Source organism: Rubripirellula reticaptiva (genome assembly GCF_007860175.1).
GTDB classification, from domain to species: Bacteria; Planctomycetota; Planctomycetia; order Pirellulales; family Pirellulaceae; genus Rubripirellula; species Rubripirellula reticaptiva.
On the sequence record NZ_SJPX01000005.1, the window covers coordinates 796,881 to 817,129 of the forward strand.

Annotated in this window: 15 protein-coding genes; 10 read left to right on the plus strand and 5 right to left on the minus strand. The window is 55.7% G+C overall.

The window, feature by feature from the left end:
- Positions 1 to 31 precede the first annotated feature (31 nt).
- Complete coding sequence (locus Poly59_RS24125; RefSeq protein WP_146536639.1) at positions 32 to 1,729, plus strand: hypothetical protein; 1,698 nt, start codon at positions 32 to 34, stop codon at positions 1,727 to 1,729.
- 187 nt (positions 1,730 to 1,916) lie between these two features.
- Positions 1,917 to 2,420: a hypothetical protein gene (locus tag Poly59_RS24130; protein ID WP_146536640.1), complete on the plus strand. Its 504-nt coding sequence runs from the start codon at positions 1,917 to 1,919 to the stop codon at positions 2,418 to 2,420.
- A 16-nt stretch (positions 2,421 to 2,436) separates the two neighbouring features.
- Here Poly59_RS24130 and Poly59_RS24135 read toward each other — a convergent pair whose 3' ends face one another.
- A complete protein-coding gene (locus Poly59_RS24135; RefSeq protein WP_146536641.1) occupies positions 2,437 to 3,504 on the minus strand; it encodes a tRNA dihydrouridine synthase in 1,068 nt (355 codons plus the stop codon).
- 66 nt (positions 3,505 to 3,570) lie between these two features.
- Between Poly59_RS24135 and Poly59_RS24140 the strand changes: the two genes are divergently transcribed.
- The 6 genes from Poly59_RS24140 to Poly59_RS24165 all read left to right on the plus strand — a co-directional run bounded on the left by Poly59_RS24140 (position 3,571) and on the right by Poly59_RS24165 (position 12,198).
- The gene (locus tag Poly59_RS24140) at positions 3,571 to 4,737 is read left to right on the plus strand and encodes an aldose epimerase family protein (protein WP_246151899.1); all 1,167 of its coding nucleotides are present in this window, start codon (positions 3,571 to 3,573) and stop codon (positions 4,735 to 4,737) included.
- 275 nt (positions 4,738 to 5,012) lie between these two features.
- Positions 5,013 to 5,873 (plus strand): cysteine peptidase family C39 domain-containing protein, encoded by an 861-nt coding sequence (locus Poly59_RS24145; protein WP_146536642.1) that lies wholly within the window; start codon positions 5,013 to 5,015, stop codon positions 5,871 to 5,873.
- A gap of 157 nt (positions 5,874 to 6,030) precedes the next feature.
- Positions 6,031 to 6,885, plus strand: coding sequence for an OmpA family protein (locus tag Poly59_RS24150; protein ID WP_146536643.1), 855 nt, complete (start codon positions 6,031 to 6,033; stop codon positions 6,883 to 6,885).
- A gap of 198 nt (positions 6,886 to 7,083) precedes the next feature.
- The gene (pheT, locus tag Poly59_RS24155) at positions 7,084 to 9,141 is read left to right on the plus strand and encodes a phenylalanine--tRNA ligase subunit beta (RefSeq protein ID WP_146536644.1); all 2,058 of its coding nucleotides are present in this window, start codon (positions 7,084 to 7,086) and stop codon (positions 9,139 to 9,141) included.
- A 118-nt stretch (positions 9,142 to 9,259) separates the two neighbouring features.
- Positions 9,260 to 10,246, plus strand: coding sequence for an ROK family protein (locus tag Poly59_RS24160; RefSeq protein ID WP_146536645.1), 987 nt, complete (start codon positions 9,260 to 9,262; stop codon positions 10,244 to 10,246).
- Between the two features lie 29 nt (positions 10,247 to 10,275).
- The gene (locus tag Poly59_RS24165) at positions 10,276 to 12,198 is read left to right on the plus strand and encodes a 6-phosphogluconolactonase (RefSeq protein ID WP_146536908.1); all 1,923 of its coding nucleotides are present in this window, start codon (positions 10,276 to 10,278) and stop codon (positions 12,196 to 12,198) included.
- Positions 12,199 to 12,213: 15 nt separating this feature from the next.
- Here Poly59_RS24165 and recQ read toward each other — a convergent pair whose 3' ends face one another.
- On the minus strand, positions 12,214 to 14,043 hold the full coding sequence (recQ, locus tag Poly59_RS24170) for a DNA helicase RecQ (RefSeq protein WP_146536646.1): 1,830 nt from the start codon (positions 14,041 to 14,043) through the stop codon (positions 12,214 to 12,216).
- Between the two features lie 220 nt (positions 14,044 to 14,263).
- Between recQ and Poly59_RS24175 the strand changes: the two genes are divergently transcribed.
- Both Poly59_RS24175 and Poly59_RS24180 read left to right on the plus strand, forming a co-directional pair.
- Entirely contained in the window at positions 14,264 to 14,689 is a 426-nt protein-coding gene (locus Poly59_RS24175) for a BlaI/MecI/CopY family transcriptional regulator (RefSeq protein ID WP_146536647.1), read from the plus strand.
- Complete coding sequence (locus tag Poly59_RS24180; protein WP_146536648.1) at positions 14,686 to 16,863, plus strand: M56 family metallopeptidase; 2,178 nt, start codon at positions 14,686 to 14,688, stop codon at positions 16,861 to 16,863. Before Poly59_RS24175 ends, Poly59_RS24180 begins: the two co-directional genes overlap by 4 nt.
- 257 nt (positions 16,864 to 17,120) lie before the next feature.
- On the opposite strand, the gene Poly59_RS30460 is transcribed toward Poly59_RS24180, so the two are convergent.
- From Poly59_RS30460 to Poly59_RS24190, 3 genes are all read right to left on the minus strand, one after another.
- Positions 17,121 to 17,243: a hypothetical protein gene (locus Poly59_RS30460; RefSeq protein ID WP_261343553.1), complete on the minus strand. Its 123-nt coding sequence runs from the start codon at positions 17,241 to 17,243 to the stop codon at positions 17,121 to 17,123.
- A 72-nt stretch (positions 17,244 to 17,315) separates the two neighbouring features.
- Positions 17,316 to 19,175, minus strand: a complete 1,860-nt coding sequence (locus Poly59_RS24185; RefSeq protein WP_186776483.1) for a Y-family DNA polymerase — start codon at positions 19,173 to 19,175, stop codon at positions 17,316 to 17,318.
- Entirely contained in the window at positions 19,081 to 20,178 is a 1,098-nt protein-coding gene (locus Poly59_RS24190; protein ID WP_146536650.1) for an ImuA family protein, read from the minus strand. The genes Poly59_RS24185 and Poly59_RS24190 overlap by 95 nt, the downstream gene beginning before the upstream one ends.
- Positions 20,179 to 20,249 lie beyond the last annotated feature (71 nt).

Consider the following 20,249-nt stretch of genomic DNA (forward strand, 5'->3'; position numbering starts at 1 on the left):
TCTTGCCCCAAATCTAACCGAACGCACCGCCATGCCTGCCCCACAGCGCAAGGGTGTTCGATTTCGTTTGAGCCTATCATTGGCTCTCGGATTGATCGCCGCCAACTCCACTTCGCTCGCCGAATCTACCACTTCCGCCAGTGTTGAAGATATCGGTGGAGGCGAAAAACGCGTGACCTTGTCCCAGTCTGTTGAACCGTCGTTTCATATTGAACCGATCGTGCATCGATTCGAAGCTCGTCGCGGCACGACGATTCCATTTCGGTTCGAAATTAAATCGACCGGCAAAGCAATGAATGTTACGGTCATGCCGGTACGTTTGCGTCAAGAAGTCACTGGCATCATTTTGCATGACGAACAAGGTGAAGCGCCGGATGAGATGAAGTTCTTGAGCCCGACTGAGTTCAAGCTCGAACCTGGCGAGTCGACGTTTTTGGTTGGTGAAGTCACCGTTCCGCTGGCAAAATCGAACTACCTTTCGTACGGCGTTCTGGTCCGTGACAACGGCTATGTGTCGGGTAAAACACCTGACCCAACCGATCCAACTCGAATCACTGCTGGGGTGCGGTTTGTGACCCAGTATGTGTTGCGAGTCGACATTGAAACGGGCGTCAAAGATGTCAGCCAGATGAACCAACTCGCTTTTGAACACGGCAGTGTGATCAACGAGCTTGGCATGCCTGTCGCAAAGACCTTTCTGATCAACCCAACTGACTTTGCGTTCGAATGCAGCGTCAGAGGTACCATTGAGTCAGCCACAACATCGCGTCCCAAGCCGTTTCGCTTATCACTTCCGTCCCGAGTCAACCTCGAAGGCGAAGAACGATACTTAGTGCGGATCATGCCTCGCAGCCGCGTGCAAGTCACTGCACCGGTGGAGGAACTGTTGTTTCCGGGTGAACAGTCACTGAAAGTTGAAGTAACCAATGGCCGCCGAGGCTTGGTCGACCAGACCTTTGCCGTCAACGTTGGGCAGGGTGATTTCCCAGCCCTCGAAGTCCAGCAAGCATACTTGGATCATGAATTGTCCGTGCATCCGGCCCAAATCGCAGTCGGTGATGCAGCGGGTGTCAGTCGGTCCAACACACTGCGATTCACGAACAACTCGGTGCACTCGAAAAACATCGTGGCCGAACTTGTCGACTTGGCTGGCAATCCAGTCGACGACGTGCAGCTTTCGTCGGATTCCTTTGACGTTCGACCGGGCCGGACAAAGACGGTTCGGTTGTCGATTTCGTCACGCAACGACGCGGACGTGGCCAAGTATGGCGACATTAGGTTGAGGGTTCGTACGGGCGACGATCGAGAAATAGTTGAGTCGATTCCGATGGCGATGATCTTTGGGACCCCGGCGACTCCCAACCTAGAGGTTGGCGAGTTGGTGTCCGTCGAAAAGGACGGATTCACTTCCTTTGCAATGACGGTCACCAATCTCGGCGAAGGATACGTACCCGTCCATGCTGATCTTCAGATCGGTGACGCGACGGGCAATTCGTTAGACTTGGCGGATGGATTTGGCCGCTGGCTGCGACCTGGCGAAACGCGTGAGCTGGCGTTCGTGCCACCGAAGATGATCGCCGCAGGTCAGTACCAGATCGTACTTAACTTGGTCACCACTCCCGACCAAGAACCAGTCCAGAAGACTTTGGTAATTGAATTGGATCCGAAAACAGCCGACGAGCAAGTCGCCGAACCGAAAGCAGCCACCGTAACCAACTCGCCAATATGAGTTGTTTGGCTTGGTGCTAGAGGTATCGATCTAGCGTTATAACCGGCTGATCTTGAACATTCCGACAGGCCACGTTCATCCTTGCCGATGACCGTGGCCTTTTTTGTGGTTGTTGTACAGAGACCGGATCACAATCTTGACTATGAATGGGCACAACTTCAGGGCATCCGCTTTCGCAATTGCGAGCGTGATCGTAAATTCGGGCATCCCTTCCAACAGTCGAGCGGACGAACCACTCAACGCAGGTGTGCAAGCCTTCGTGGTTTCGGTGCCAACACGACTCGGCATAACCGCGCCAGCACAGGTCAATATCACTCATGATTTGACGGACGCTGTTCAACGATTTCCGGCCCAGCAATGGTCGGTACGTGGAAATTCTCGCGGCGGCATGGTGATCGAGTTTTCGATCGCCAAAGCGTTTAAGCACCATCAAATCGAATCGGCCAAGAATGATGCTCGGCTGAGTCTTTCGGTCACCAGCACGGACGGGCCGGCAACTTGGCTTGTCACCCAGCCATCGGACCAAACGTCGCTGTCAAATGACGATGAAACCGCGGTCGTGCAAGCCACTTCGGATGACGTGGGGTCAGCGATGCTGGAGTTGAACGTCGACTTTGTCGCCGCGCCGTCGGTTTCACTTGCCACGGGCGACTACACCATGGAAGTCGTCTGCACGATTTCAACGCCCTGATTAATTACTTATCCGTTTAGCACTCTTCCATCGACCCGTGAACTTCGCGTGGAAGGTATTGCCCGGGACCGTCTTCATCATAGTGCTGAGCCATGACGGATTCGAATTGTTCGCGAGACTTGATTCGCACGAACGATTCCCGCACGGTCTTGAAGTTCGGGTGACTCGCGGAGTACTTGATGCAGAACTTTCGCATCAGCATCGGCGCACGCTCGGGTGAATACGTTTGTTCGCACAACGTGAAGTGCTCTCGCATCACTGCGGCTTGTTGGTGAATCGTCGGTGGCGCCGGCAGCGGCTTGCCGGCGGCCAGCGCAAGCGATTGCGAAAAGATCCATGGATTGCCGATCGCGCCGCGGGCGATGGTGACTCCGTCGATTCCGGTTTGCTCGATCATTCGATAACCGTCGGCGGCCGTAAACAGATCACCGCTGCCGAGAATCTTCAAACGGTCACCGACATACGATTTGACCTCCGACAGAAACTCCCACCGACTCGGGCCCACATATCGCTGGACCACGGTCCGACCGTGAACGGTTGCCGCATCGAGTCCGGCGTCGATCGCACCGTCAAGAATTTCGAAAAACTGGTCGCGAGCCTCGGTCGAATCATCGATGCCGCGTCGCATCTTTACCGTCACCGGGATCGAGTCGGGAACGACATCGCGAGTTCGACGAAGGATTTCGATGGCGACGTGAGGCTGGGACAGATGGAAACCGCCGCGGCACCGCCCCAAGACTTTCTTGACGGGACAGCCGAAGTTGACATCGATAATGTCGAAGCCTGCATTGGCAAGCTTGAGTGCTCCGGCAGAGAACTGTTCAGGCTCCGCTCCCATCAATTGGCCACCCACGGGTGGTTCATCAGGATGGATGTCCAGGAAGTGACGTGTCTTTTCGCGATTGCCCAACTGCAGCAAAAACTGGTCCAACATGACTTCACACAGCGTGTAGCTGGCGCCGTGGCGTCGAGCGATTAGTCGCATCGGCAGGTCGCTGTACCCAGACAATGCCGCCTGGACGATCGGGGATCCGATGACGACATTGCCGATCTTCAGCGGTGGAATTGCGACAGTGCTGTTCATGCCAAAGAGGCTCCGATCGGATAGGATGTTCGGCCGAGACGACTTCACGAACTCAGGGAAACCGCAATGACGATGTCTCTACTGCTGCGGTCATTGATCATCTTTACCGCTACGGCCGTGTTTGCCAACGGCGCAGAACCTCCGACACCTGCTGCGGGCTCCGCAGCCTCAACTCAGCCAACCACTAAGACAACGATGCAAATTGAAAGTCAAGCTTTCGGGACGACTCCCGCAGGCGACGAAGTGACCAAGTTTACGCTGACCAACACCAAAGGTCACTCGATTTCAGTCATGAACTGGGGTGCGACTTTGATGGAAGTCAACGTGCCCGACCGCGACGGCAAGCTTGCGAACGTCAATTTGTGCTTCGATTCGCTGAAGCCCTATTTGTCGGGGCACCCGTACTTTGGCAGTTCCGTGGGTCGTTTCTGCAACCGCATCGAACACGGCAAATTTGCGATCGATGGCGTCGATTACCAAGTCACCCTGAACGCAGGCAAACACCATTTGCACGGTGGCAAAAAGGGATTCACGTACAAGACCTGGGACTCGGCGACGTATCAAACTGACGATGCCGTGGGCGTGAAGTTCAACCTGACCAGCCCCGATGGCGAAGAAGGATATCCCGGAACCGTCGATGCAACGGTCGATTATCAGTGGAACGACGACAACGAATTGACCATTGATTTTGCCGCTACTACGGACGCGGCGACTCACATCAACATGACCAACCACAGTTACTGGAATCTTGGCGGAGCAGGTTCCGGTTCAGCGATGGATCACGTCGCCGTAATCGAAGCAGATGAGATTCTTGATGTCGATGAAGACTTGATTCCGACCGGCACGATCAATTCGGTCGATGGCACCGTATTCGATTTCCGAACGTCTCGCTCATTCGGCGAACGAGTCGATACGCTGGCCGCGACAAAAGGATACGACCACTGCTATGTCGTTCGCGGCACAACGGGCCAGATGCGACGGGCGGCAACGGTGTCGGATCCCAAAACGGGCCGAGTGTTGGAAATCGAAACCACTCAGCCCGGGATGCAGCTGTATACCGCAAACCATTTGCCGGGGACTGATAAATCCGCCGGTGCCGGCATGCACGAAGCGTTCTGTTTGGAAACCCAGCACTATCCCAACACACCGAACCGGCCAGCGTTCCCGACAACTCTGTTGAAGCCTGGCAGCAAGATGCGGGAAACAACCGTCCACCGTTTCTCAGTCGAGTAAAGTATTTGGTCAAGTAACTCGACGAATTCCTTTCACGAAATCAGGCGTCCGTCAAGTAAGCAAACGCATCAAACCCGGGTCCAAGTGGACTCGGGTTTTTTCGCGCGCCTCTGGCACGTGATTTGATTTATTCGTGAATTATCTTTTTTGACGGCGTTTAAAGCGACCAATCAAAACGGCAATGAAGAATTTGCATTTGCCTTGACGCAAAAACCGCGTAAAGTTAACGTGCAATTAACAATTCGACTGTTCTCTTCGCCGACGGAGTTTGTGGTATGTCAGCAGACCTGGCCTTCGGTATTTTTGCGATTACCGGGCTATCGGCCTTGGCATACACAGTCGGCCGCCGCGTTGGCTTGAACTCGGGGAAGGCACGGCAACCTTACTTTCTAGCATCAATGTTGGCTGGCCTCGTTTTCTCTTGGGAAATGGCGGGCAAGTTGTCTTGGGCGGTTGTTTTCCCAACTTCCTCGGTATTGTTCTGGGCAAATTTGATGCCGGTCATCCTGTCGTTCGCGGCCGGCATCGCTTGCACGATGGTCTCGCTGACGGGTTGGCGACGCCAAGGCACGGTCATTGGACTGATGCTGTTGACGATCGGCTACACGTTGACTCCGATAGCTCGGCCTATTTTTGCGCGGGCTGAAACGGACGAAATTGCGACGTGGCGAGACAACGTTTGTTTGCAAAGTCACTCGGCGACATGCGCCCCGGCCGCCGCGGCAACGCTGCTGAGTCTTTCCGGGATCAGTGCGACTGAGTTTGCGATGGTGTCGCCTTGTTTGACCAGCAGCATGGGCACCGAGCCGCTGGGGTTATTCCGCGGGCTCGCGATTGCAGCATCTGGCAAACCCGTTCGTCCGGCCGTCGCATCGTCGGATCCGGCGACGTGGACCGAAGGCGACCAGTTGCCCAATATCGCGCTAGTCGAATTCGAATTGGCCGATTCACAGGGATCGAGCGGCCGCATCTTTGGTCCGCAGCATGAAGGGCACGCGGTCGTCATTCATGGGCGTGACCCACGCGGCAACTGGATTGTGCTGGACCCTGCGTTCGGCCGAACGGTCTGGTCACCATCGACATTCGAGTCTCGTTTCACCGGCGATGCGATCTACATGAAGTCAGTATCAAAGTAGGCTAGGCAGACCGCGTTGCAGGCCACATCTTCCCGCCGCACCGCCTTGCATCGCCGACTTGAGTTCAATACCGCAGAAAGTTGAAATTGATCTTGCCGTTGGTGAAACTTGGTCGCTAGTGTCCGGTCGTCTCGGAATGCGTTTTTAGGGAAACAGGATGTTTTGCCTTCCACACCACCATCGGAAATTGCCAGCGATCGCGGCCATCGTGATCTTCGCTGTTGCGATCTCGTCGGCCGGTTGCAGCCAGAATCCATACTTGGCGGCTCCCGGCGGTGCGGCTTGGAACATGCCGGCCAACGCAGCTATTTCGCAAAACGACGCCCGTTTAGCCGAACTGAATCGCCGTGTCCAATTGCTGGACGACAATAATCGGCAACTAACGACCCAATTGGCTCAAAGCGACCAGCAGATTCAAGTCTACAAAGACGAATCCGAACTGCTGCGAAATCAGCTTGCCGCGGTCAGCAATCAGATGGAATCGACGGCCATCGCCGCTCGTAACGCCCAAACGCAAGTCCGCGGCATGCAAGCCTCGGCTCAAGTTCGCGGGGGCGCGACGATCCAGCCAAACACGAACCTGACTCAGATGGCAAGCCGTTTGAACTTGGGTGGCATTCCTGTCCAGCAGGATGGCAACGTCATTCGGATCTCGGTTCCGTCGGATCAGTTGTTTGCACCGGGATCGGCTCAAATGAATGCGCAAGCAGCGACGACGCTTGATCCCATCGCGACCCAGCTCGTTCGCATGTTTCCACGAAACCGAATTGGCATTGAAGGCTACACCGACAATGCGCCGCTGTACGGTGGCGGTTTCGCGAGTGCTCATCAATTGACCGCCGCTCAAGCATCGGCGGTGCTGGATCTGCTGAGTCGCCGAAACGGGATGCCACCGAATCAATTGTTCACGGTCGCGCAAGGGTCCAACAATCCACGCCAGTCCAATGACACGCCCGCCGGTCGCGCGGCCAATCGACGTGTCGAGTTGGTCATCTATCCCGACAACTATTAGTCGTTGATCGCAGCCTTCTGTTCCGGTCGCATGGGTTTCGGTCACATAGGGTTCCGGTCGCATGGGTTTCGGTAGCCGCCGAAGAAGTGGGCTGGCTGATCTCGTCAATCCGGTTTTTGCCGATCTTTTGCGGATTTCGGCGGTCCGATAGACTATCCGGCTTCTTCTTTGTCCTCGTTTGCTGCTTGAAATCCCGCCATGCTTGTTTCTTTGAAATGGTTGTCGAAATACATCGATTTGCCGATGTCTCACGAGGAACTGGCCCTTCGGCTGAGTCTTTCGGGGCTCAATCACGAGGAAACGACCGAACTCGGCGGCGACTTCATCGTCGACCTTGAAGTCACCAGCAACCGCGGCGACTGCCTCGGGCACCTCGGCGTCGCTCGCGAAATTGGCGTTTTGTATGGGCTGGACGTTGCGACGCCCGATCCAAAACTGAAACCGGGATCGACCAAAGTCGACTCGTTGTTGTCGGTAAAAAATCAAGCTTTGGATGCTTGCCCGCGTTACACCGCGCGAGTCATCCAGGGCGTCAAGGTTGGCCCCAGCCCGGCGTGGTTGGTCGAGGCTCTGCAGTCGGTGTTTTGGAAACGTCGTTTGGACGGTTCGATCGAGGCCTACCAATCGATCAATAACGTCGTCGACGCGACGAACTTTGTGATGATGGAATGTGGCCAACCGTTGCACGCGTTCGACTACGACAAGATCGCCGACAAGCAAATCATTGTGCGGCAAGCAGCAAACGGCGAGAAAATTCAAGCAATCGACCATCGCGATTACGAACTCGACGAGTCGATGTGTGTGATCGCGGATGCAAAAGACTCGCAAGCGGTCGCCGGAGTGATGGGCGGCGCACTATCCGAAGTTTCTGAAGCGACGACGAATGTTGTGATCGAGGCCGCCGTGTTCACGCCGCTATCGGTTCGACGAACCGCTCGCCGATTGAAACTGCACAGTCCATCGTCGTACCGATTCGAACGCAAGGTTGACTCGGTTGGCGTCGAGTGGGCATCGCGACGAGTTTGCGAATTGATCGTCGAAATGGCGGGCGGTACGGTTGCCGACGGCATCATTGATACCTCACCGACGATTCAACCCAACGATCCAGTGGTGCTGCGTGCCAGTCAAATCGAGCGGATCCTCGGAATCAAAATCGACGCCGACGAAGTGAAACGCATCCTGACAAAGTTGGGCTGCGAAGCAGGCAAATCAGATGCAACGTCGACCGTCTATGTGCCGCCCACTTGGCGTCACGATTTGACTCGCGAAGCTGACTTGATCGAAGAGGTCGCTCGCATCCACGGTTACGACAAAATTCCTGAAGACGCACCAATCCCCGTCGCCCCGAGTTCCAAACGCGACTTCGATACTGCGATGGAAAGAGTTCGACAAGTTTTGACGTCGGCTGGAATTAGCGAAGCGATGACGCCCAGCATCGTCACCGAAAAGTTAGACCAATCGCTAAGCCCATGGACCGACACGCCGGCGTTACAAACGGAAACAGCAATGTTAAAGGGTGCACGCCGGTTGCGGCGGACACTGTTGCCAAGCTTGCTAGAAGGCCGTGCCAAGAATTGGGCTTCGTCGTCGATTGCCGCTGACTTATTCGAGATCGCGCACATTTACCTTCCCGCGACCGGCGGTAACGACACGCTGCCATCGGAACAGTACTCTCTAGGAATCGTCTCGGGCAGCGACTTCTTCGTTGTCAAAGGAACTCTGGAAACGCTGTTCGACCGCATGGGTGTCGAAGGCAGTCTAGAAGTCCAGTCGGTCGACCGGACGGGTTTTGCCAAAGGCAGCGTGGTGTCGCTGAAGATCGGTGAAGTCGAGCTTGGATATATGGGCATCGTCGAACCCAAAGTGCTGAAGTCGTGGAAACTGCCGGCGCCCGTGGTTGTGGCTGAGATTGCGTTGCCAGCAATGTTAGAGATATCGTCGTTGGTGCCTCAGCAAAAGTCGGTCAGCATGTTCCCATCGATCGAACGTGACTTGAACTTCATTCTTGCCGAGTCGGTTCGCTGGGTCGATTTGGAAAAAGTCGTGCGAGCCGCGGTTGGCGATTCGCTGGCCGATGTTCGGTATCGCGAAACGTACCGAAACGCCGAAAAAGACGGAAAAAATCGCAAACGCGTCTTGCTGACCGTCCAGTTGCAACGTCACGATCAAACCCTCAGCGGTGATCAGGCAGACGAATTGATTGGAAAAGTGATTGGGCAATGCGGCAAACAACTGTCCGCCGAACTATTGTCGTAGCCAGTCCTTTATTGCATGCTGGGCAAACGGCGATTGAGTCGGCGTTGCCGCGGTGGGCAAGCCAATTCAGCAGCCGGGATATCGCCGGCTCTACCGTTTTGCGTCAACCAGCGTTTCTATGCAGCGTCCCACTTTCCTCGGCGATCTATATCTCGGCATCGATGTCGGCGGCACCAATGTGAAAGTTGGTCTGGTCGACGATAGCGGCACCATGATCAAGCAAGGATCCGCTGCAACGCCGGTACTGAAAACGCCTGAAAAAGTGTTCCAGTTCGCAATCAATTTTGCGAATCAATACTGCCAACATTTTGACATCGCGCCGGAACGTTTGAAGGCCGTCGGCTTGGCGGTCCCTGGGGTTCTCGATACGCGTGAGTATGTGCTGCGTGAAGTGGTTAACCTGCCGGGCTGGCTTGGGCAACCGCTGAATCAGATTTTGTCGAGCGTTTGTCAGCGTCCGACGATCGTCACCAACGATGCCAATGCCGCGGCTTATGCCGAGCACGAGGCGAGAAACCTGGGCGAACAATCGCTCGCGTTGGTCACGCTAGGGACAGGCGTCGGATGCGGTGTTGTGGCGGGTGGCCGGCCGCATGGTGGCGACCATGGATGCGCGGGTGAGATCGGTCACATCACGATCAACTTTGATGACGATGCGCTGCCTTGTACCTGTGGCAGTCGCGGTCACTTGGAATCCTACGCAGGCGCCGCTGGCGTGATCAAACGGTTGCAAAACTTGTTGAACAGCGAGGCAAGCGGTTCGCAGAAATGGACGACGCTCGAAATTGCGGATGCGGCAGAGGCCGGCAATGCGATCTGCATTCAAGTCATCGACGAAACCGCAGTACTGGTTGGCCGTGCGATCGGCATGTTAGGTCAGGGGCTTGATCCGGCTGTTGTGTTGCTAGGCGGAGCGATGACGTTTGGTGGTGACAAGACCGAAACAGGCCGGCGTTTTCTGCAGCGTATCCGCGCGACTGTCAAAGCGACAACACTGGTGCAGGTCGGTGGTAACATGAAAGTAGAGTTCGCGACCCTTGGCAACGACGCCGGAGTCTTAGGCGCGGCGATGGTGGCAAAAAAACTCTCTAGGCAACCTTCTTAGCGCAACCTTCCTAGCAAGGATCGTCAGTGATCACGAAACCTAACGAGCGGATCTCTTGTCGGATTTTCGAACGAGCATCGGATGCATCGGCTGCGGCCGCAGCTGAGATTGCCGATCTGATCCGTTTGAAATCCAGCCAGAACCAGAATGCGGTGCTTGGTTTGGTTGTCGGTTCGTCGCCCGTCAACATTTATAGTGAATTAGTGCGACTGCATCGCGCGGGAGAGTTGTCATTTGCCAACGTCGTGACGTTCAACTCCGACGAGTACCACCCGATGCAGCCAGTCGAACTGCAAAGTGCTTCGCGGTTCATGCGTGAACATCTTTTCGATCATGTAGATATCGATCCGGCCAATATTCATTTGCTCGATGGCACCGTGTCCAAGGAAGATGCCGCCGCACATTGTGCCCAGTACGAACAAATGATTCGCGATGCTGGCGGTATCGATGTGCAGTTATTGGGCGTCAACCGCGCCGGGCATATCGGATTGAACGAACCAGGGTCGGATCGCAGTTCGCGGACGCGGCTGATCACGCTGGACGAACCCACGCGTACGGAAGCAGCGAGCGATTTTTTCGGTGCCGAAAATGTTCCTCGTCACGCCATCACGATGGGGATTGAAACGATTCTCTCAGCAAAGCGAATTCTGTTGGTGGCGATGGGCGAGGGCAAAGCGGACATTGTCGCTCGTGTTGTCGAAGGGTTCGCCAGCGCGAATGTCCCGGCAACATTCTTGCAGGACCACCCGAGCGCTGAAATCTTACTCGACCAAGCGGCGGCATCCGGGCTGGCCCGATTCGCGACGCCTTGGTTAATCGGCGAGGTAACTTGGGACGACACAACGACTCGGCGCGCCGTGATTGACTTAGCCGAAGGTGTCGGCAAATCGATTTTAAAACTGACCGATGCGGATTACAACGAACACGGTCTGCAAGACTTGTTGGCCGCGCACGGCAGCAGCTACGACATCAACTTGCGCGTGTTTCGGCACTTGCAATCAACCATCACCGGTTGGCCAGGCGGCAAGCCCGAGCATCGGAAGCGGCCGGGTGACCGACCGGGCCATCGTGACGACATTTTTCCGAAACGAGTGATCTTGTTTTCACCGCATCCCGATGACGACGTGATCTCGATGGGGGGGACTTTGATTCGGTTGGTCGATCAGGGACATGATGTGCACGTGGCCTATCAAACGTCAGGCAACATTGCAGTTTTCGACGAGGACGCTCTGCGTTTCGCCGAGTTTGTGGAAGACTATTGCCGCGAATTTGAAATCCAAGCTGATGGGATCGAGAAACTAGCCAGTCACATCGATAAGTTTTTGCGCAAGAAGAAACCCGGTCAACTCGATAGTGACGAAGTGCTGCGAATCAAAGGCTTGATCCGCCGCGGCGAAGCTCGCCAAGGAGCCCGGTGCTGTGGCGTTCCCGACCATAATTTGCACTATCTCGACTTGCCGTTCTATCAAACAGGGCGGATCACTAAGAGTCCGCTAACGGACGAGGACATTCGCATCACCGTCGATCTGATGCGAGCCGTCGAGCCTCACCAAATCTATGCCGCAGGCGATTTATCGGATCCGCACGGCACTCACCGAACTTGTTTGTCAGCGATTTTGCAGGCCTGTGGCGTTTGCAAAGACGATCCTTGGTTTGAGTCGTGCGCGGTATGGATGTACCGCGGTGCGTGGCAAGAATGGGCACCGCATCAAATCGAGATGGCGGTACCGCTTAGTCCCCAAGAAGTTGCGCGAAAACGAGTCGCTATTTTCAAACACGAGTCACAGAAGGATCGTGCGTTGTTCCCCGGTTCGGACGTCCGAGAATTCTGGCAACGCGCCGAGGCTCGCAATGCCGATACGGCAAGACGCTATGACGAACTTGGCTTGGCCGAGTACGCCGCGATCGAAGGCTTCGTCCGCTGGGACGGTCAAACCGGTATCGAATTGTAAAAATTCGCACTGTCCTTAGTCGAGATTCAGGTCTCGACAGTACTTCTGAATCGCTTCGACAAACGTGTCGCCATAGTCTTCTCGTTTGCGATCACCAACACCTTTGATCTTGGCGAAATCAGTGATCGTACGGGGCAAATGCCGAGCAAATTCTCGCAGCGTTGCATCGCCGAAGATAACGTAAGCGGGAACGTTCTTTTCCGCGGCGAGTTCGCGGCGCAGTGATCGCAACGCCTCGAACATTCCGCGGTTAACGCCGTCCCACGACTCGGGTGCCGACTTGCCCGAGCTGGGTTTGGCTTTTTTGTTGACAGTTGCGACGGTCAGTCGTGGATCACCATCACGACGCAACAGACGGCGGCCTGTTTCGGTCACGCCGAGCGTTTGGTATTCACCCGATCGGCACAGGTAGCCTTGTTGAATCAATTGGTCGATCCACATTCGAACCGCCGGCAGTCCGTCATCGGTAAGCAACGCGAACGTGCTGAGTTTGTCATGTCCGAGTTCGCGAATCCGTTGCTCGCCCGAACCGCAAAGCACTTTGGCGGTGTGCGAGACGCCAAAGCGTTCGCGCAGCCGGATCACGCACGACAGGATTTTCTGGCTTAGCGTGATTGGGTCTTCGACCAAATCGATCTCGTCCAAACAAACGTCGCATCCACCGCAATTGTCCGTTGCGTAGCTTTGGCCAAAGTGTTCCACCAAGACTCGGTGACGACACACTGTTCCAGCGCAAACGTCGAACATGGCTTCGAGTGATGCGACTGCGGATTGGTACGATGAGGGCTCGCCCGACATGATCCGTTTCCAAGTCACCACGTCGCCACCCGAGTAGAACAGCACACACTCTGATTCCAGTCCATCACGTCCCGCTCGGCCGCTTTCCTGTTGGTAGTGCTCGATCGATTTTGGCATTCCCGCATGAACGACATAGCGAACGTTCGACTTGTCAATTCCCATTCCGAATGCGACCGTAGCCACGATCACATCACACTCGTCTTTGATGAACGCGTCCTGGTTTGCCTTCCGCGTCTCGTCGTCCAGCCCGGCGTGATAGGGCAGTGCCGAGATGCCTGATTGGACGAGCGCCGATGCCGTCTTTTCAACTTCTTTGCGACTGATGCAATAGATGACGCCAGAGTCGCCCTTGTGTCGATCGACAACTTCCATCACTTGCTGCAATCGACCGTCGGCGCGGACCATTCGATAGGTCAGATTGGGACGGTCAAAGTTGCCAACGATGATTTCGGGGGCGGCGAGCCCAAGCTGGGTGGCGATGTCGTCGCGAACCGGACCAGACGCAGTGGCTGTGTAAGCATGAACCGACGACTTGGGAAACCATTCTTTCAACGAGCGTAAACCGCGATACTCGGGCCGAAAATCGTGCCCCCAATTGCTGATGCAGTGAGCTTCATCGATGGCGAAGAACGAGATCGGTTGACGGCGCAAAAAGTCCAGTGTCCTTGGATTCAGAAGTCGCTCGGGCGCCAGGTAAAGTAGTTTCAGTTCGCCACTGCGAATCGAATCGGCGACTTCGCGTTTCTCGTCGTCGGTTTGGGTACTGTTGACGTACGCGGCCGCGACGCCGCAAGCTCGCAGGGCGTCGACTTGGTCCTTCATCAGCGAAATCAACGGAGACACGACCACCGCCATCGCATCAAGTGACAGGGCGGGCACTTGAAAGCACAGTGATTTTCCGCCACCGGTGGGCAACACCGTCAACGAATCGCGTTGGTTCAAAACACACTCGATCGATTCTTCTTGAAGTGGCCGAAACGCGTCGTAGCCCCAAACCTCTTTCAAGATTCGGTGAACGTCGTTCGTTTGAGTCACATCAGCCGCCATCAACGCCGCTCCAAGCTAGCCAGCCCTGTCTGCACGGGCGTCATCAAGTCGTCACTATGGCGCAGCGCCGCCAAATCGACAAGAACGGCGGACGTGCGGGGTGACGCCAAGAAGGTCGAGACCTTCAGATGAAGGCAAATTTGACACCGCTGGCAGCGTCGCCTATCCTTGCCCCGACGAGACTACACATGTAGGCAATTTTAATTCGCCCGAGGAAACGATGCCCAAGAAGAAGACCGGGAAGACGCCAAACCCGATTCCGACAATTGGTGCCGAAGAGATGGCGATCTTTCAGTTTATTCAGCAGAAGTCGGCGGCTACCGTCCGTGAAGTCGCCGATCACTTTGCCGATCACGGCAAGGCGAGAACGACCGTGTTGACGGTGATGGATCGCCTGAGATCGAAGGGACTATTGTCGCGAAAAAAGGTAGGTGCATCGTTTCAGTACCAGCCGTGCGTCGAGCCCAGCGTGGTGATTCAGTCGATGGTGAAAGACTTTGTTCGCCGCGTCTTGGGCGGTTCGATCTCGCCGTTCACGGCGTACATGAGTCAGTCCGGCGAGATGACGGAATCAGAAATTCAGGAATTGAAAAAAGTCGTCGCTGAGTTAGAGCAGAAGCAAATAGATTCGAAGGCAAACTCATGATCACGATTGCAGAAACCATCATTTCCGCATTGACGCGAGCCTCATGGCAAGGCGGCTCCGCGTTTGTGGTGGCGTTGGTCTTGCTATCGATTGTCGAGCGATTGGCGAGCGTCCCGGCCTGGGCACAGCACTGGGTTTGGCGAATCGTCAGCATGAAGTTTCTGATCGCCATGATCACGATCCCAACGATCACCTTGGCAGTCTTGCCCGCACTGGAGGTAAAAACGGTGAACCGGATTGAGCTTCTCAATCAGATAAAAACACCGGCGTTTGATCAGGTGTCCGGCACGACATCGCGAGAATCGCAGATATTCACAGAGTCTCCTTTGTCGCCCGCTGCGAGCCGAGTTGTGTTTGCGGACGCCGAGGATTTCGGATGGCGTTGGCAATCCGTCGCAGCGACTCTCTGGGGTGCCGGCGTTCTCGTCAGTCTGTCTGTCTTTGCGATGCAGATGACGCAAACTTATCGATTGCCATGTCAACCGATTGAATCCGACTTTTTAAACGACGAAAATCGCCGACTGGCGGATCAGTTTGGCTTGAAAAATGAACCAGCTTTGACGATGTCGGCGAGCGTCACCGGGCCTTTATTGGCTGGGCCGGTGCATCCCAAAATCGTGATTTCCGAATCGGTCATTCAGTCCGCCAGCGACGACGAAATTCGTTGCGTACTGGCTCACGAGATGGCACACGCACGTCGTCGCGATCTGTGGTGGAACCTGTTGCCAGCGATGGTCCAGGCCGTGTTTTGGTTTCATCCGCTGGCGTGGTGGCTTCATCGCAATCATCGCAATACTGCCGAAATGGCTTGCGACGAATTGGCAGTCCGCCAGACTCACATTTCGGTGGTGGACTACGCCAACAGCTTGCTGGAAGTCGCGATTCAAGCGGGTTCATCACAACGTTTTGCAAACCATGTCGGTCACGTGGCCGTCTTTCGATCTTCGGATTCTCTTCGTAAAAGGTTGTTGGCTATGAAAACGCTATCGTTCGGTTCCGCGCGTCGAGTGAAGACCACTGTCGCAATGTTGTCAGTCACGGCGGTGTTGTTTTTGATTCCGGTAAATGCGGTCAATCGACCAGCCATAGCTCAGACGAGCAATTCGGCTGATGAGGTTGGCGACGAGCAGGCGAATGCACCGAAGAATTTCGCGAAAGAGGCGGCTGCCGCCGAGGCAAAGGAGCTCGCGTTCGGCAAAAACATGGGATTTGAAAAAGTGTCCGACCGAGGCGTGGCGATCGGATGGGGCGGAGGTGGCAAAGACTATGAATTGACAGTCGACGCAAACGAAGCTCACGCGGGCAAGACGTGTGGTCGTTTGAGCAGTGTCGCGGGCGGAACGTTTGGAACGTATACCCAGTGCATGGGAACGGACGGATTGGTTGGCAAACGCATTGAGTACCGCGGATCCTTGAAGAGCGATCTGGACGGCAATGGCGGGCTATGGATGCGAGTCGATGGAGATGACAAAGTGCTGTCGTTCGACAACATGGGCGACCGCCGTATCCAAGGAAAAACGAAATGGTCCGAGTACCGAATTGTGTTGGACGTGCCGGCCGAGGCAAACAATATCTGTTTCGGTTTTCTAATGACGGGCAAGGGCGATTTGTGGGGCGATGCGTTTTCGATCCGTGTGTTGGATCCAGTCGGCCAAGGGGATGACGTGACGGCTGAGCCACCGGAATCGCCTACGATGCCAAAAGCCGCGACCAATTTGGACTTCGAAACCCCTCACAGGTCCGCACCGAATTTTCCTGCGGGATGGGGCGGCGGTGGGCAAGGATACGAATTGGTTCTCGATACTAAAATCAAGCACAGCGGTCAGTCGAGTGGTCGAATCGAGCGGACGAAAAACAACGGAAACTTTGGCACGTACACTCAGATGTTGGTCGCCGACCCGTACCGCGGCAAAAAGCTGCGTCTGACTGGTTTCCTGAAAACCAAGTCAGTCAGTTCGTCAGGCATCTGGATGCGGATCGACGGGCCGGGAAACCAATCGCTGGGTTTTGACAATATGCAAGATCGGGCGGTGAAGGGGACCACCGACTGGGCCGAGCAGACGATCGAATTGGATGTTCCTGAATCTGCGACTGCGATCGCGATCGGTTTCTTGCTGATCGGGGACGGCACGGTTTGGGGCGACGATCTGGAACTAAGCGTGGTCGCCGACTGAGGATAATTTCCGAATCGTCAGAGCAAAATTGGGAATAAGACAAGTTTTTCCCAGTCTCCAGCCGCGAATTCTCCCGCCGCCACGCGAGACCGTGAATGACGGTTTCGCCTTTGTTAGCGACTAAGCAATGGAGCAATGCTTCGCCTACCGGGTCAGTGACAAGACCAAATGCGACGCTTGATGCGGTTAGGAAGCTTGTCAATCCAGAAAATTTCAAGAAAAAATGTGTGCGGTTGCCCCGATTTCATTTCGCTGAATTAGTCTGCCGAAACCGGTTGCAGGATGCGTTCGCTGAACACATGTGACCGGACGTTGGCCTGGGATGCTCCCAGCCATTTGACGTAGGGCAGTACATCAGAGGCATTTTTCTTTTTGAGCATGAAGTAGTTTTAGGTTTGCAGTGATTTGAGGGCACGAAGAATCACAGGCAAAGAATCCCAAACATCAGGTCGTCAAGCAAAGTATCCATGCAGCATCCACCGGTAAGTCGGTTGATGGCGTTGCTGCAGATTTGTTTTTCCTGATTCACCTGGAACGGTTTGGCGAAAGATCCACCACCATTGATTGCGATCGGTTTCAACCCGGTAGTAATCACGATTGATGGACGGACCTTTCCACCAACCGGTTTCGATTCTTTCCGGCCCCCACGAACGCACGATCCGGTGAGTCACTCCGTGAACTCGCAAACGATCGGGCAGCGAACCTAATTGCGTATCGCAGGCAAAGGGCACATTGCCAAATGCGATCAACAACATTGATGGTGAAGACAACAAGGCCACCGGTCTGCGCATCGCGTCGGTCGGTAACGGATTTAGATTTTGCGAGTTCAAGTTTTGTGAGATCGCCGATTGGCGGTGACGCGAAACTTGCCGTTTGAATCTTCGAGCGTATGAATGGTTTGTCCGGCTAGAACCTGAATGTTGGTTGCCGGCTAACGGCGACGTTTTGTAGGCGCTTTCGGGCAAAGGATCACGACAAAGTTTGACATCGACAACGGCACTGCGCCCGAGTCGACCACTCAGCGAATCAATCAATCGACTGATCGATGAACCGCTAAGCAAAGAGTGACCAGGTAATGAATGAGAGCCGGCTGAGTGGTTTGAATCACTGATGTCGGCAACTGAATTGAAGAGCGAGGTTTGAACGGTGCGAAGCGGACCGGTCAGAGTTGCGGACAACGTGATGCGGTCGACATCCGACGGCAATCGAGTTTGTTCAAGACGGTGAATCAAGAGACCGCTTAAGTGTTTTGCGTCAGCCGATGGCGCAAACAGACCAACATCAAGGGTCAGTGGCGGGTGGATCGAAAGGTCCAGGCGACATTCCATGCGTAGTGCCCCACGCTGGCGTGTTGCCAAGCCCGCCCTCACCTTGATCGTCAGTCGCTCGATTCGGTCGGCCAGGATCGCAGCGTCGATGGTCGGGTATTCCAGCGACAGAGTTTCGATGTGTTCCGATTCGGCACGAAACGTCGCGATCGGCTCGTCCACTTCACCAAGTGCATGCTCGATTCGTTTGACCAGTGCGGCACCCAACCGGGGTGCGATGCCGCTACGAGGAAGCCGCAGTAAGTGTCCAACGGTTTCGACGCCCAATCGCCGGAGTGTTTCGGCGGTTTCCGGTGCAATTCTTAGCACTGACACGTTCAAGTCTTCGATCGCAGATCGGTTTTCGCCGGGCGGCACAATAAAGCAGCGGTCGGCTGGCGCGTGAGACTTGGCGATCCGGCCATGAGCGACTGCCCAAGCGGCGCCCGCAGAATCAGCGATCGCCAGACGGCAGGCCAGTCCGAGGGAAGCCAGCAGGTCAGTGACTTTGGCAAGCGTCGCCGCTTCACCGCCGAACAGATGAGTCACACCGGCAATGTCGCCGATCAACGACTCGCATTGATGCCGCGGATGGCCAGCCCAAGGATACGAATCAAGCGATTCGATGGCGATGGTGGGTGTGATGGTTTGCTGGATCCACCAGGCGACTTGGTCAAACGCTTGGCGATCGAGTTCGGGATCATGCCGCTCGATGATGACATCGTCTAGTCCCGCCGCCAAACACATTTCGTGGGCTTGGGCGATCGACATTCCCACGCAGGCGCGAGTCGTGCGGACACGCGGGCAACAGGCAACGACTTGGCGTCCGCGCCGTGCGTGTTCGTCCCACAGCAAAAGAGGCGTGGGATTGGTGGGGGAAAGCGGTTCAGGCTCGCCGCTGAGTTGGTTGCTAGGCTGATCGCTGGTCGAGTTGCTGGGTCGTTCGATTAGCCGCCGTCTTTGGATGGGCCAATTCGGAAGCCAAACGCATAGCTGCCGTTTCATGATGTCGATTGGGGTGAATTGGATTCGGCTGGGCAGTGCTTGGTCGGCCAGTGTTTGGCTGAATCGTGTTGCTGGACGCTGATTTTGCGTTCAGGCTGATCATTCGACCGCGGTCGTCGATCATCACGGTGGTGGCGATACCGCCAGCCGATCCGCGGCACCGGTCCAACATCACTCGCAGGGCCGGAAAGGACGTTTGATGACGCGATTCGAAGCGAACGTTCTTTTCCATCGCCACATGGAATCGAGTTTCCGCGAATGTCGGTTTGCCTCGCGTGGCAATCGGGCGAACCAGCAAGCCTGGTGTACGACCAATTTCCGAAGCCAACTGGAACCGCCGCGCGTCCCGGTCGTCCAGTTCGGCGCCGACAAGTGACCAAACCGCCGCAACCGATTCGCAGCGCAGCGACTGGTCGATCGACCAGACCGCATCGGCGTGCCGATTGGGGCGAACCCAAATGATGCGGTCAGCCGGGATGCCCAACGCAACAGCCGCCGGAGGATAGAAATCGGATGGGCGAGCCACCACGACCAACGGTCCGGCGTGGCGGGTCAATTGCTGGGCGGCGGTGACCAGCGATAACGCACAGGTCGCGTTGGAATAGTTTTCGCCGACCCATTCGGTAACCGAGTCGACTTTCAGTCCTTTGCGAGGCAGCAATTGGTCAATGGCCGCGTTTCCGGTCGAGAAGGTTTCGACGACTGGCCCAGCGGCTTCGACCGTGCTGATGCAACCGGCCCGAGATCGCAGGTCACGCAGGATCTGGTCGCGAGTGGGCAGCGGCGACTCGTCAGACTTTGCAGATGCACCAGGCTTCGCAGGGGCTTCGAGCTTCGCAGGGGCTTCGAGCTTCGCGGGGGCTTCGAGCTTCGCAGAGGCGTCAGGCTGTGCTTGTTTTTCCGATTTCAGCGGATCCGGTGCCCAAGTTTTCCGGGCTTTCAGCGAATAGCGGTCGCCGGACTTCGCTGCAGCGGCGAAAGCGAACGTTTGCTGGAATGCCATGGTTTCGCCTCCCCGATATCGTTCGGGTCAGTTAAAGTCAGATGAACGGCCGGATACTCAATGCTAGCAAC